The sequence below is a fragment of the Martinezella sp. CNPSo 3964 genome, from assembly GCF_057784375.1.
In genome coordinates this window covers 97,733-110,292 of sequence record NZ_JBXSOW010000009.1, presented here as the reverse complement: position 1 = coordinate 110,292, position 12,560 = coordinate 97,733, and the positions used below count along the sequence as shown (strand labels likewise).

Annotated in this window: 13 protein-coding genes; 3 read left to right on the top strand and 10 right to left on the bottom strand. The window is 62.3% G+C overall.

What is annotated here, in order from left to right; translation table 11 throughout:
- Positions 1-129: 129 nt before the first annotated feature.
- Positions 130-888 carry a precorrin-4 C(11)-methyltransferase gene (gene cobM, locus AC13Q5_RS25485; protein WP_488503596.1) on the bottom strand — a complete coding sequence of 253 codons (759 nt, stop codon included), beginning with the start codon at positions 886-888 and terminating at the stop codon, positions 130-132.
- A 19-nt stretch (positions 889-907) separates the two neighbouring features.
- Positions 908-2,149: a precorrin-6y C5,15-methyltransferase (decarboxylating) subunit CbiE gene (gene cbiE / locus AC13Q5_RS25480; protein WP_488503595.1), complete on the bottom strand. Its 1,242-nt coding sequence runs from the start codon at positions 2,147-2,149 to the stop codon at positions 908-910.
- On the opposite strand from cbiE, the gene AC13Q5_RS25475 reads away from it, so the two are divergent.
- Positions 2,133-2,903, top strand: coding sequence for a cobalt-precorrin-6A reductase (locus AC13Q5_RS25475; protein WP_488503594.1), 771 nt, complete (start codon positions 2,133-2,135; stop codon positions 2,901-2,903). The genes cbiE and AC13Q5_RS25475 overlap by 17 nt on opposite strands.
- On the opposite strand, the gene AC13Q5_RS25470 is transcribed toward AC13Q5_RS25475, so the two are convergent.
- The 6 genes from AC13Q5_RS25470 to AC13Q5_RS25445 form a co-directional block, all read right to left on the bottom strand.
- Positions 2,867-3,631 carry a precorrin-3B C(17)-methyltransferase gene (locus tag AC13Q5_RS25470; RefSeq protein ID WP_075856121.1) on the bottom strand — a complete coding sequence of 255 codons (765 nt, stop codon included), beginning with the start codon at positions 3,629-3,631 and terminating at the stop codon, positions 2,867-2,869. The genes AC13Q5_RS25475 and AC13Q5_RS25470 overlap by 37 nt on opposite strands.
- On the bottom strand, positions 3,628-4,365 hold the full coding sequence (locus AC13Q5_RS25465; RefSeq protein WP_457878685.1) for a precorrin-2 C(20)-methyltransferase: 738 nt from the start codon (positions 4,363-4,365) through the stop codon (positions 3,628-3,630). The genes AC13Q5_RS25470 and AC13Q5_RS25465 overlap by 4 nt, the downstream gene beginning before the upstream one ends.
- Positions 4,362-4,994: a precorrin-8X methylmutase gene (locus AC13Q5_RS25460; RefSeq protein ID WP_457878686.1), complete on the bottom strand. Its 633-nt coding sequence runs from the start codon at positions 4,992-4,994 to the stop codon at positions 4,362-4,364. The genes AC13Q5_RS25465 and AC13Q5_RS25460 overlap by 4 nt, the downstream gene beginning before the upstream one ends.
- Before the next feature lie 2 nt (positions 4,995-4,996).
- Positions 4,997-6,424, bottom strand: a complete 1,428-nt coding sequence (cobG, locus tag AC13Q5_RS25455; RefSeq protein WP_488503593.1) for a precorrin-3B synthase — start codon at positions 6,422-6,424, stop codon at positions 4,997-4,999.
- A 57-nt stretch (positions 6,425-6,481) separates the two neighbouring features.
- Complete coding sequence (gene cobF / locus AC13Q5_RS25450) at positions 6,482-7,258, bottom strand: precorrin-6A synthase (deacetylating) (protein ID WP_488503592.1); 777 nt, start codon at positions 7,256-7,258, stop codon at positions 6,482-6,484.
- A 64-nt stretch (positions 7,259-7,322) separates the two neighbouring features.
- Entirely contained in the window at positions 7,323-8,159 is an 837-nt protein-coding gene (locus tag AC13Q5_RS25445; protein ID WP_488503591.1) for an AraC family transcriptional regulator, read from the bottom strand.
- 119 nt (positions 8,160-8,278) lie between these two features.
- On the opposite strand from AC13Q5_RS25445, the gene AC13Q5_RS25440 reads away from it, so the two are divergent.
- Positions 8,279-9,475: an MFS transporter gene (locus tag AC13Q5_RS25440; protein ID WP_488503590.1), complete on the top strand. Its 1,197-nt coding sequence runs from the start codon at positions 8,279-8,281 to the stop codon at positions 9,473-9,475.
- A 61-nt stretch (positions 9,476-9,536) separates the two neighbouring features.
- Here AC13Q5_RS25440 and AC13Q5_RS25435 read toward each other — a convergent pair whose 3' ends face one another.
- On the bottom strand, positions 9,537-10,787 hold the full coding sequence (locus tag AC13Q5_RS25435) for a D-amino acid dehydrogenase (protein ID WP_488503589.1): 1,251 nt from the start codon (positions 10,785-10,787) through the stop codon (positions 9,537-9,539).
- Positions 10,788-10,817: 30 nt separating this feature from the next.
- Entirely contained in the window at positions 10,818-11,951 is a 1,134-nt protein-coding gene (alr, locus tag AC13Q5_RS25430) for an alanine racemase (protein ID WP_488503588.1), read from the bottom strand.
- A 124-nt stretch (positions 11,952-12,075) separates the two neighbouring features.
- Here alr and AC13Q5_RS25425 point away from each other — a divergent pair, with 124 nt between their 5' ends.
- Positions 12,076-12,540, top strand: coding sequence for an Lrp/AsnC family transcriptional regulator (locus AC13Q5_RS25425; protein ID WP_457878074.1), 465 nt, complete (start codon positions 12,076-12,078; stop codon positions 12,538-12,540).
- Positions 12,541-12,560: the final 20 nt, after the last annotated feature.

The window sequence follows — 12,560 nt, the reverse complement described above, 5'->3', positions numbered from 1 at the left end:
AGGCGGTTTTCGGACGACATCACGCTCTACTTCTTTGATGCTAGAGCGGATTCAGATTTTAGGTCGATTCGACCTAAAATCATCCGGCTCTAGAGAAAATTTCGAGGCGATTTGCAACGGGGTCGAAGCTTATTCCCGGCCGCGGAAACGACGCTGGTAAGTGGGGTCGTAGAGCGAGCTTTCGCGAAAATCGCTGGTGCCAAGCGACGGGCCGACGAAGATCAATGCGGTGCGCTCGATCGGCTCGGCCGCCACCTGCGCTTCGATCGTCGCGAGCGTGCCTCGCACAATCCGTTCGTCCGGCCAGGATGCCTTGACGACGATCGCGACCGGGCAGTCCGCGCCGTAAAGCGGCGTCAGGTCCCTAACGACCTTTTCAAGTGCGTGGATTGCCAGGTGAATGGCGAGTGTCGCACCCGTCGCGCCGAATTTTTCCAGCGTCTCGCTGTTTGGCATCGGCGAGGCGCGGCCTGATACCCGCGTCAGCACAAGGCTCTGGGCGACGGCCGGGATCGTCAATTCGCGCCCGAGCGCCGAGGCGGCGGCGGCGAATGCTGGAACGCCTGGGGTCAGCGTATAGTCGATGCCATGCTGTTCTAGCCTGCGGATCTGCTCGGCGACCGCGCTCCAGACCGAGAGGTCGCCGGAATGCAGGCGCGCGACATTCTCGCCGGCGGCGGCCGCCTTCAGATATTCCGCCTCTATCTCGTCAAGCGACATCGGCGCCGTGTCGATGATGCGGGCGCCGGGCGGGCAATATTGCAATAGTTCCGGCGAAACGATCGATCCGGCATAGAGGCACACCGGGCATTTGCCGATCAGATCCCGGCCGCGCACGGTGATCAGGTCGGCGGCCCCGGGGCCCGCGCCAATGAAATGCACTGTCATCGGTCTACCTCATTCTGAATTATGGCTTCACCCACGACCATTGCGTCACCGGCATGGCTGGCCGCCAACCGGTCATGCGGCCGACGGGTGCGGCGCGGGCAATATCGATGCGGATCAGCGAGCCGCCCCGGCGTGCCTGTGCGGCCAGCAGTAGCGCTTCCATTTCGGTGGTGACGGCATTGGCAACCAGCCTGCCGCCGCTTTTCAACTGGCCGATCGCGGCCTCGAGCACGCCAGCGTCGCTGCCGCCGCCGCCGATAAAGATCGCGTCCGGAGCCGCAAGACCGGAAAGAGCCGCCGGTGCCTCGCCTTCGACAATCGCCAGGCCCGGCACCCCGAAATTTGCGGCATTGCGGCGGATGCGCGCTGCGCGTTCAGCCGATGCCTCGATGGCAATGGCGCGCAGCGAGGGATCGGCCAGCATCCATTCGATGCAGATCGAACCGGAGCCGGCGCCAATATCCCAGAGCAGCTCGCCATGGCGCGGCGCAAGCGCGGACAGCGTGATCGCGCGGATCTCCCGCTTGGTGATCTGGCCGTCATGTTCGAAAAGCTCGTCGGGCAGCCCAGCGCTCAGCGGCAAGATCCGAGCTCCGGCCTCCGCCTTGACCTCGACTGCGCAAATATTCAGATCGTTGATGTCGGAGAGGGTGAAATCAGCCGCAATTTGCCGGGAGACCCTCTCGTGCGGGCCGCCAAGCGCCTCCAGAACCGTAAGCTCGGAGGAGCCGAAGCCTGAGCCTTGCAGTAAGGCGGCCAAGTCGGCGGGGCCTTTGCCATCGGATGTCAGCGCCAGGATCTTGCGGCCGGCATGGAGATGCGGCCGGATGAGATCGATCGGCCGCCCGTGGAGCGAGAGAACCGTCGTTTCCTGCAGAGGCCAGCCGAGGCGCGATGCGGCAAGGCTGAAAGAGGAGGGCGCCGGAATGACAGCCATTTCAGAAGCCGGAATGCGTCGTGAAAGTGTTACCCCGACGCCGTAGAAGAAGGGATCGCCGGAGGCGAGAACCACTGTCGGCTTGCCCTGGCGGGCGAGCACTGTCTCGACAGACTTTTCGAATGGTGAAAGCCAGGCCTGCGTTTCGCCTGTTATCAATGGGCTCATCAGGTCGAGATGTCGCGTTCCGCCAAAGACCATTGGCGCTGCAGCGATCAACCGCTTGGCCTCGTCGCCAAGCCCGGCTGGACCGTCCTCGCCGATGCCGATAAGAGTGAGCCAGCGTTGAACTGAAGGTGTCTCAGCCATGGGCAAGGCCCGCATTCTGATTCTGGGCGGTACGACGGAGGCCCGCGCGCTCGCGACGTCGCTCGCCTCCCGCGACGATCTCGAGGTCGTGCTCTCGCTTGCCGGCAGAACCGCCGATCCGGCCCCGCAGCCCGTTCCGGTGCGCAGCGGCGGTTTCGGTGGCGCTGAGGGGCTTGCTCGCTATGTCAGTGATGAAGCGATCGATCTGGTGGTCGACGCCACCCATCCCTTTGCAGCCCGCATTTCGACCAATGCCGCGCAAGCGGCTGTTGAATGCGCCGTGACCGCTTTTGCCCTGCGCCGTCCGGCCTGGGTGTCGGTCGAAGGCGATGACTGGCTCTCGGTGCATAGCGTTTCGCAGGCCATCGCCGCGCTCGGCGCAGCACCCTTGCGCGTTTTCCTGGCAACCGGGCGGCAAGAGGCGCATCAGGCGAACGCCGCGCCGCAGCACCTTTACTGGGTTCGCAGCGTCGATCCCGTCGAGCCGCCGCTGACGGTGCCTCATGTCAGCTACATCCACAGCCGGGGGCCGTTCCGACTGGCCGACGAACTCGACATGCTGCAACAGCATCAGATCGAGGTTGTCGTCGCCAAGAACAGCGGCGGCGAGGCGACTTACGGCAAGATCGAGGCAGCAAGGCATCTCGGCATCAAGGTAATCATGGTCGAGCGCGCCGAGACCGCCGGCTTGCCGGTGGTCGAAACGGTGGACGCTGCGCTCGATCGGATCGATCATTTCGTCTCTTCCCTGATGAACCGCGGCGTATAGACGAGATCCGGGCGTCCTTCGCGGGCAATGACGCGCGTCTCGGCCGAGCCGATGATGACACAGGTCGCCATATCGGCTTGCGAAGCTTCGGCATCCGCTAGGCGCGCCACCGTCATGCGTTCGTCGGGCCGGCCGGCGGCGCGGCCGAAAATCACCGGCGTGTCAGCAGGCAAAATGTCATGGACAATTTCGAAGGCTTTGCCGAGCTGCCAGGGTCGCGCCTTGCTGATCGGATTGTAAAGCGCGATCACGAAGCCTGCCTCGGCGACGGCGCGAAGCCGGTTTTCGATGAGCGGCCAGGGCTTCAGATTGTCCGACAGTGAGATTGCGCAAAAATCGTGCCCGAGAGGAGCGCCGATGCGGGCGGCGACTGCAAGCATGGCCGTAATACCGGGCACGACGACGAGGTCTACCGAGCGCCATTCAGACGGACCGTGATCGATCGCCTCGCAGACGGCCGCTGCCATGGCAAAGACGCCGGGATCCCCGCCCGAGACGACGCAGACATTTATGCCGGCCGCAGCCCGCTGCAGCGCCACCTTGGCCCGGTCCAACTCCTCGCGATTGTCGGATGCCTGACGGATCTGGTCGCTGCGAAGCGTCAGACGGTCCAGATAAGGGCCGTAGCCATAGAATTCGTGGGCATCCGCAACGGCAGCCAGCGCCTCCGGCGTCGTCTGCTCAGGCTTGCCGGGACCGGTACCGATCACATAGAGACGCCCGCTCATGGCCTGCTTTCCCAGCCTGGCACCAGAACCAGCGAAAAATACGGCGCCTCGGCATCGTCGCGGCTGGCAAGCGGCGTCATGGCGCCGTTCGCCATCGTGCCGCGCTCGACATAGATTGCTTCCCCTAGCCGGCCGGCGGCATCAAGCGCGCGGCGGATTTTTGGCAGGTTGCGGCCGACTTTCATGATGACAGCGGCCTGCGTATCAACCAGACGGCGGGTAAGCTCGGCTTCCGCCATCGTTCCCGGCAGCACCGAGAGAACGTCGTCTCCCTGCACCATCGGTAATCCGGCAAGAGACCAGCAGCCGGACATGGCCGTCACGCCGGGTATGACTTTTGTTGGAAAGCGATCGGCAAGGCGCACATGCAGGTGCATGTAGGAGCCGTAAAAGAGCGGGTCGCCCTCGCTGAGCACGGCAACCGTCTTTCCCTCGCGCAGATGCGCCGCCACCATTTCGGCCGAGGCGTCGTAGAAGGCGGTGATCTGGCTGAGATATTCCGGCGCGTCCTTATCGATCTCGGTGGTGACCGGATAGTAGAGCGGCAGCAGTTTTACGTCTGCTCTCAGAAACTCGCCGACGATGGCCTTGCCGTTGCCGCCTCTGCCCTGCTTGGCAAAGTAGGCGACGACATCGGCACGTTCGAGGGCCTTGACCGCCTTGACCGTCAGCAGTTCGGGATCACCGGGGCCGGTGCCGACACCGATCAACTGTCCATTGGATGGCGCGCTCATAGGCCCGGCCTCGCCAGGGCATTGAGGGCGGCCGCCGTCATGGCGCTGCCACCAAGCCGGCCGCGCACGATGGCAAAGGGAACGCCGTATGAGTTTTCGGCGAGCGCATCCTTCGATTCCGCCGCGCCGACGAAGCCGACGGGCATGCCGATGATGGCGGCTGGCTTCGGCGCACCGTCACGCAGCATTTCCAGAAGGTGAAAGAGGGCCGTCGGCGCATTGCCGATGGCAACGACAGAACCAGCTAGGCGTTCGGTCCACAGGTGCATGGCAGCAGCGGAGCGCGTGTTGCCGATGGTCTTTGCGATCTCGGCCGTGCGCGGGTCCTGCAAGGTGCAGATTACTTCGTTGGCGGCCGGCAGGCGGGCGCGGGTAACGCCGCGAGCGACCATTTCCGCGTCGCAGAAAATCGGCGCGCCGTCAGTCAGCGCCTTGCGGGCGGATGCGACGAAATCGGGGGAGAACAGGAAATGCTCTGCGGCTTCCACCAATCCGCAGGCATGGATCATGCGGACTGCGACATCGGCCTCGGCTTCGGGAAAACGCGACAAATCGGCTTCGCTGCGGATGATCGCGAAGGAGCGTTCATAGATCGCATCTCCCTCGCGGATATAATCATAGTCAGGCATTTCTATCCCTGTCGTAAAGCCGTCGCGATTGCGTCCCGGCCGAGCCGTTTAAGACACTGCTGCGCCGATTCGCCAGCAGCTTTGTTGTTTCGTACCAGTTCTCCGAGCGCGACCAGCGCCGATTTCAGGCCCTCCTTGTGGATGTAAGCTACGGGCTCGGCTGATGATGACCCATTTACGACAATAGCATAGCCTGTTGCAGCACCGACGATGGTGAGCATTGCCGGGGATGGGTGGGCGCAGCCCTTTGGGCAGCCGGACAGATGGACCTTGAGCGAACCGTCAAGCAGCTCGGCTCCGACATCGACCAGATCGGCGGCCGCCTGCTTCGTTGCATAGTGGGCCGAGGCGCACGCGCCGGCGCCGGAGCAGGGGACCACGTAATTTGCCGGATCGTCGGCATGCGTCTGGAGGCCGCAATCGGCGGCCACCGCCAGGATATCTTCGATGTTATCGCGTTGGAGTCCGAGCAACAGCAGGCTATGCTCCGGTCCCGTCCGAATTTCATGCACTCCGGCAAGCTCGGCTACGTCGAGAAAGCGGATGAGGTCCTGGGAGTGGATCTGACCGAAAGCAGGCCGCAGGCCGAGGGCAGAATGCTGTTTGTCGAGCGGGATAAGGCCGACAGAGGAGGTCAACGGGGTGTTTTCGGGGAGTGAGAAACTGCGGACGGTGGGAAGCTGCGCCTGCACGTAGGCAATGTCCAGATCGCGGCCACGGGCGCGGGGTCCGATTGCGGTCAAGGCTTCGAGCAATGTCACAACACCGGCTATCGCCTCTTCGCCAGGCAAGGTGGCAAGCCGCGGGGCCGTCGCGCTTGTTCCGGCGATGGCGAGCGTCCAAAGCTCTCGGCCATCGGCGGTATTGGTGGCTTTCAGCCGGATATCCGCCGTCAGTTCGTCGAGTGTGAGCCGACCGCCGGCGTCGACGATGATGGCGAGCTTGGCAGCCAGCAATGGCTTGGGATGAAGTGCATCGATGGCGCTCCGCAGACGTTCAGTGAGCCCGCGCGCGTCAGCGATCTCCGACGGATCGACGCCGCTGAGCGGCGGGACTTCGATTGCAACACCGCTCTCCGGCACGATGCCGGCGCGATCGATATCGGCGGCCAGTCCGGGCATGCTCTCGGACGTCATGCCGCGAAGCTGAAAATTGCCGCGCGCGGTGATCTCGATCAGGCCGTTGCCATGTTCTTCAGTGGCTTTGGCCAGCGCGCGCAATTGCGCGACGGCGAGGCCTGGCGTCGATGGCCGCAAGCGAACTAGCAGACCGTCGCCCGTCGGCATCGGCGCGCTCAAGGAGGGGCAGGCGCCGCGAACCATGGAGGGTACGGGCGATGCAACGTCATCGTGACCGGCCTCTCCTTGCGAGAGGCACGTTTGTCCCTTTACCGTCTGCGTGTCAGCCGCAACCATAAGACTGCCCTTCATAAGGGACATTTCCTTGCACAAACCGGATCGGCGGGCAAACGATTTGGCATTTGGCTTTTATGCGAGATCGTCGAAATCCTGCCCCTTGCGCATGAGGTAGATATCCATGATCCACCCATGCCGGGCACGGGCCTCCGCCCGCGTCGCAAGAATCCGCTCGGAAACGTCGGCAAGCCTGCCGGCGATGGTGATCTCGTCCTTGGTGCCGAGATAAGCTCCCCAATAGATATAGGCATCGGGATCTTCGATCTTGCTGAAGGCCTGCTCGCCATCGAGCATGACGACGGCCGTTTCGGCAATGCCGGGAAAGCTTTCAGCGAGCCGCCTGCCTGTGGTGATCTGCACCGGCTTGCCGACGAGATTGAGGGGGATGCGATGGCTCGCCGTCAGCGCCTGGATGCTGGTGATGCCGGGAATAACGCTGTAATCGAGGGCAATATTCCCCCGACCAACGACACGCTCGAGAATGCGCAACGTGCTGTCGTAAAGGCCCGGATCGCCCCAGACGAGGAAGGCAGCGCTCTGACTTTCCGTCAGGTGCTCCAGAAACAGCTGTTCATAGGTCGCGGAAATCGCGTCATGCCATTCGTCGACGCTCTGCACATAGCTGCGGTCCGCCGTCTGGCGTGAAGGCACGTCATAGCTAACGAAGCGCGTGGCTTTATTGGTGACATAGCGCTCGCAAATCTCCTTGCGGACATCGGCGAGTTCGGCCTTGGCCGCGCCCTTGCTGGGGATGAGGATGACGTCGGCTGCATTCAGTGCATTGATCGCCTGCACGGTCATATGTTCGGGATTTCCGGTGCCGATACCGACGATGTGAATATGCCGCATATGCTTTGCCCTCGCTCTCAAGCGCTGTTTGCCGGAAGCGCTCGACCATTTCAAGAGCAGACGCTCAAGCCGATTGCCGGTCGAAGGTCCAGCGGCTGGCCATATAGGTGCGGGGTGACGTGCCGAGCATGCGGCGGAACATGGTGGTGAAGGCCGCCACGCTCTCGTAACCCGCTTCGAGCGCGACGTTGGTGACGGGCTGGCCCTCCGCAAGCTGCGGCAGGCAGGCAAAGACACTCGCCTGCTGACGCCAGGTCGTGAAGCTGATGCCGGTTTCCTTGCGGAACTGTCGGGTGAAGGTGCGGCGGCTCACCGAAAGCTTCTCGGCCCAGTCGTCCAGTCTGGCGTTGGGTGATGGATTGGCGAGATAGTCTCGGCAGAGTGCCGTCAACCGGCGGTCGGACGGGAAGGGCAGGCCGAGCGGGCGCTCAGGCAGCGTCGCGATCTCCTCGACAAGAAGAGAAAGGACCAGCTTGGCCTTGCGATGGCTGACGGGCGCTTCACCCAGCCGAATGGCCTCCAGAAGCAGGCTGCGGGCAAGATCCGTCACCTCGACGACGCGCGGCGCTTCATCCTTCGGCGGTTGGCCACGTGGCGTCACATAGACGGATTTCATGCTGACATCGCTCAGGATCTCGATCGAATGCTCCATTCCGACCGGGATGAAGAGAGCATGGCCCGGCGGCACCATCCAGCGGCCGCGCGCCGTCATGATCAGGGCGACGCCTGAGAAGATGCAAAGCAATTGCGTGCGGCGGTGATGATGCCAGGGAACAGTGTAGCCCTGTGGCGGCTCGGCACTATGGACGAGCACATCGGCGGGCGACTCCTCCATCCAGCGCACGTTCCGGACATGGTCGTCGTCGAGCGTTGCCAGCAACTGTTTCGATAGCTTTTCCATTTTGGCCCAATCGAGAAACTATTGGACCAAAACACGAAAGAAGGACACTCGCAAGACGTGTTAAAGGCGGATCAAGTCATATCGTCGGCAAATCTCGCTGACGCAGGAGGATTCCTCACATGGTTGCGGAAATTTCGGGTGCGCAGGCCCGATATCAGAAGACGACGATGTCGATCGTCATGGCGGTCAGCACGTGCCATCTGCTGAACGACACGATGCAATCGCTGCTGACGTCGCTCTACCCGATGTTCAGGGAGAATTATGCGCTCGATTTCGTGCAGATCGGCCTGCTGACGATGATGTTCCAGATCACGGCATCGCTGCTGCAGCCGGTGGTCGGCATCGTTACCGACAAATGGCCGATGCCCTATTCGCTGCCGGCCGGCATGGTCAGCACCTTTGCGGGCCTGCTGCTGCTCGGTTACGCCAGCAGTTTCAGCGTACTTCTGATCGCTGCAAGCCTGATCGGCTTCGGCTCTGCCATCTTCCATCCGGAGGCGTCTCGCGTTGCCCGTCTGGCGTCGGGCGGTCGCCACGGCTTGGCGCAGTCGCTCTTCCAGCTGGGCGGCAATGCCGGTTCGGCGATCGGGCCGCTGATCGCTGCATTCTTTGTTCTGCAGCACGGCCAGAAGAGCGTCGCCTGGCTTTCCGTGCTTGCTGTTATCGGCTTCATCGTTTTGAGCTGGGTCGGCAACTGGTTCATCAATCATCGTCGCCAGCAATCGGCGCGTCCGGCACCGAGCCGCGCCTTGCCGATCGCGCGCAACAAGGCGATGTGGGCGCTTGCAATCCTCATCCTGCTGACGGCAACGAAGAACGTCTACATGGCGAGCATATCGAGCTATTTCACCTTCTACGTCATCGACAAGTTCCATCTCGATGTCCGCGACGCGCAGCTGATGCTGTTCCTCTTCCTCGGCTCCGTCGCCGTTGGCACGATCATGGGCGGCCCGGTCGGCGATCGTCTGGGTGCGCGCTTCGTGATCTGGTTCTCGATCCTCGGCGTCATCCCATTTGCGCTGCTCATGCCCTATGCGAACCTGTTCTGGACCTGCGTCCTGACGGTCATCATCGGCCTCGTGCTGGCTTCGGCCTTCCCGGCGATCGTGGTCTTTGCGCAGGAGCTGATCCCCGGCCGCGTCGGGCTGATCGGCGGTATCTTCTTCGGCTTTGCCTTCGGTGCCGGCGGACTTGGCGCGGCCTGGCTCGGCGATTTCGCCGATGCGCGCGGCATTCCCTTCGTCTACACGATCTGCTCGTACCTGCCGCTCTTGGGGTTGTTCACGATCTTCCTGCCACGAATTCCGCGGCATTGATCGAAATCGGCGGGCAATAGGCCCGCCGCTTTTCTCATACGCTTAGCGAAAATCCTGCTTGTCAGGCATAGCGGCTTATCGCGAGGTCGGTCGCGTCGATATCCGGCTTGCGGCCGCTGACGAGATCGCTGATGACGCGCGCCGAGCCGGAGCTCATGGTCCATCCGAGCGTGCCGTGGCCGGTATTGAGGAACAATCCCTTGATCTTCGTTGGCCCGATGACGGGCGTGCCGTCCGGCGTCATCGGTCGCAGGCCCGACCAGAAGGAAGCCTTGGCGACATCGCCGCCGGGGAAGAGATCGGTGACGGAGTGTTCGAGTGTCTGCCGGCGGGGAAGGCCGAGATCATTGGTATAGCCGGAGATTTCAGCCATACCGCCGACGCGGATGCGATCGCCGAGGCGGGTGATCGCGATCTTGTAGGTCTCGTCCATGACCGTCGATTCCGGCGCGCGCGAGGCATCGGTGATCGGGATCGTCAGCGAGTAACCCTTGACCGGATAGACGGAGAGGCTGATGCCGAGCGGCTTCAATAGGAGCGGCGAATAGCTGCCAAGTGCGACGACGATCGCATCGGCGTCCATGCGCCCACGGTCGGTCATGACGGCGCGCACCTGCCCGCCCTCAACGTCGAGCCCCTTGATCGTCGTGCCGTACTGGAACTGGACGCCAAGATCGACCGCCTTCGCCGCAAGCGCATTGGTGAATTTGAAGCAATCTCCGGTCTCGTCCTTCGGCGTCAGGAGCCCACCGACGATCTTCCCGCGCACATGCTTAAGTGCCGGCTCGACCCGAATGCAGCCGTCGGGATCGAGCACTTCATAGGGAATACCATCGGCCGCCAGGGCCTTGACGTCCTTGGCCGATGCGTCGAGCTGCTGTTGCGTGCGGAAGAGCTGCAGCGTGCCCTGCATGCGTTCGTCATAGGCAATACCCGTCTCCTCGCGAACCTCAGCCAGCGAAATGCGGCTGTAATCGGCAAGGCGCAGCATCCGGCTCTTGTTGATCGCATAGCGTTCCGAGGTGCAGTTCGACAGCATCTTGACGAGCCATGACAGCATGGCGCCATCGACCTTCGGACGCAGGATCAGCGGCGCGTGGTGCATGAATAGCCACTTGATCGCCTTCATCGGAATGCCGGGAGCAGCCCAGGGCGAGCAGTAGCCGAACGAGACCTCGCCGGCATTGGCAAAACTCGTTTCCAGCGCCGGCCCTTGCTGTCGGTCTATGACCGTGACTTCGTGACCCGCCTTGGCGAGCTGATAGGCTGACGTCACGCCGATAATGCCGGCACCCAGAACGACGACTTTCATGATGTCCTCAGAGAATTGAGCTTTGGAAGATCAGCGATATTGACGGTGGAAGCGGTGGCCGAGACTGGTCAGGATTTCATAGGAAATCAAGCCGGCATCCCGCGCAAGATCATCCAGTGTCTGATGATCTCCGAGAACTTCCACCATGCTTCCGAAGGAGAGAGTGCCTTCGGGCAGAGCGCTGATATCGATCGTTGTGCTGTCCATCGACACACGGCCGACGATCGGCAGGCGCACGCCGTTGTAATAGACTGCACCGCGATCGCTGAGGCTGCGCGGAAGGCCGTCGGCATAACCGGCGGCGATCGTCGCAAGCCGGGTCTGGCGCTTCGTGACATGCACGCCGCCATAGCCGACACGCGCGCCTTCCGGAACGGTCCGCGTCTGCACGACGGCGACATCAAGCCTGACGATAGCTTCCATGGGGTTGGTAACGCCGCTCGTGGGCGCGCCGCCATAAAGAGCGATACCCGGCCGCGCTAGCACACCGTGAAAATCGCCGCCGAGGAAGATGCCGCCGGAGTTTGCGAACGAAACATCGTACTGCGGAAACTTCGCTGCGACACGGCGCATTTCGGCAAGCTGGTCGGCGTTTTGTCCGCTGCCGGCCTCGTCTGCGGAGGCGAGGTGGCTCATGATGAAGAGAATGTCGATGTCGTCCGATGTCTGCAGATGAGCAGCGACGGCGCTTCTGTCTTCCGGCGGGATACCCACCCGCGACATGCCGGTATCGAATTGCAGAACCGCTGGCAGCCTGCACTGAAGAGACCGCGCCGTCTGCGACCATTGCTGCAGCTGATCGAGCGAATTGATGACGGGCACGATGCCGCCGTCGGCGCAGGTGGCCTCATTACCGGGCAGCAGGCCGTTCAGCACGAAGACCGTTGCGTCGCCCGGGAGCTGTGGACGCAGCCGCAATGCCTCGATGAAGTGGGCGACGAGGAAGTGGCGGCAACCGCGCGCATAGAGCGCTTTCGATACTTGGCTGGCGCCAAGCCCATAGGAATCGGCCTTGACCACGGCAGCTGTCTTCGCCGGCACGACGACGGCGGATAGCTTGTCGTAATTCCGGCACAGCGCGGCCAGATCGATCGTCAGATAACCACACGCTCCGTTGTCGATCGCCAATTTCAGCGCTCGGGAATCCACAATGCCGCCGTCCATGTTCGCCCTCGTCTTTCAAAACAAGAGTATTGAAAGGATCGTGAAATTGCTCGCCAAACTGTGATTGATTATTGTGTAATTACGTTGATATTGAAACGATCTGCGAATTTTTGAAAGAATCCACATGGCCGCTCTCGATGCGATCGATCGCAATATTCTCCGCCTGCTTCGCCTCGACGCTCGCGTCAGCAATGCCAAGCTGGCAAGCGAGGTGGGGCTGTCGCCATCGGCCTGCCTGCGGCGCATCAAACTGATGGAGCAGGCGGGCGTGATCCGGGGCTATACGGCGCTGGTGGACACCTCCCAGGCGGAGGCATCGATCGCCGTCATCATCAACATCACGCTCGAACGGCAAACGGAGGAACACCTCGATCGCTTCGAGGCAGCGGTACGTAAACACCCCGAGATCAAGGAGTGCTTTCTGATGACGGGCGGCTCCGATTATCTGTTGCGTGTCGAGGTTGCCAATCCCGGCGATTTCGAGCGCATCCATAAGGATATTCTGTCGACCATGCCGGGAGTGCTGCGAATCCACTCGAGTTTCTCGATCCGCAATGTACTGGCGACGCGGCCGAAGAGCCTGCGTTGAATAGGCCGAGATTGTTTCGG

What these genes read in the sequence shown, in the direction of transcription:
- cobM (WP_488503596.1), bottom strand. Translation starts at nt 888, where the DNA reads ATGACAGTGCATTTCATTGGCGCGGGCCCCGGGGCCGCCGACCTGATC.
- AC13Q5_RS25475 (WP_488503594.1), top strand. Translation starts at nt 2,133, where the DNA reads ATGGGCAAGGCCCGCATTCTGATTCTGGGCGGTACGACGGAGGCCCGC.
- cbiE (WP_488503595.1), bottom strand. Translation starts at nt 2,149, where the DNA reads ATGCGGGCCTTGCCCATGGCTGAGACACCTTCAGTTCAACGCTGGCTC.
- AC13Q5_RS25470 (WP_075856121.1), bottom strand. Translation starts at nt 3,631, where the DNA reads ATGAGCGGGCGTCTCTATGTGATCGGTACCGGTCCCGGCAAGCCTGAG.
- AC13Q5_RS25465 (WP_457878685.1), bottom strand. Translation starts at nt 4,365, where the DNA reads ATGAGCGCGCCATCCAATGGACAGTTGATCGGTGTCGGCACCGGCCCC.
- AC13Q5_RS25460 (WP_457878686.1), bottom strand. Translation starts at nt 4,994, where the DNA reads ATGCCTGACTATGATTATATCCGCGAGGGAGATGCGATCTATGAACGC.
- cobG (WP_488503593.1), bottom strand. Translation starts at nt 6,424, where the DNA reads ATGAAGGGCAGTCTTATGGTTGCGGCTGACACGCAGACGGTAAAGGGA.
- cobF (WP_488503592.1), bottom strand. Translation starts at nt 7,258, where the DNA reads ATGCGGCATATTCACATCGTCGGTATCGGCACCGGAAATCCCGAACAT.
- AC13Q5_RS25445 (WP_488503591.1), bottom strand. Translation starts at nt 8,159, where the DNA reads ATGGAAAAGCTATCGAAACAGTTGCTGGCAACGCTCGACGACGACCAT.
- AC13Q5_RS25440 (WP_488503590.1), top strand. Translation starts at nt 8,279, where the DNA reads ATGGTTGCGGAAATTTCGGGTGCGCAGGCCCGATATCAGAAGACGACG.
- AC13Q5_RS25435 (WP_488503589.1), bottom strand. Translation starts at nt 10,787, where the DNA reads ATGAAAGTCGTCGTTCTGGGTGCCGGCATTATCGGCGTGACGTCAGCC.
- alr (WP_488503588.1), bottom strand. Translation starts at nt 11,951, where the DNA reads ATGGACGGCGGCATTGTGGATTCCCGAGCGCTGAAATTGGCGATCGAC.
- AC13Q5_RS25425 (WP_457878074.1), top strand. Translation starts at nt 12,076, where the DNA reads ATGGCCGCTCTCGATGCGATCGATCGCAATATTCTCCGCCTGCTTCGC.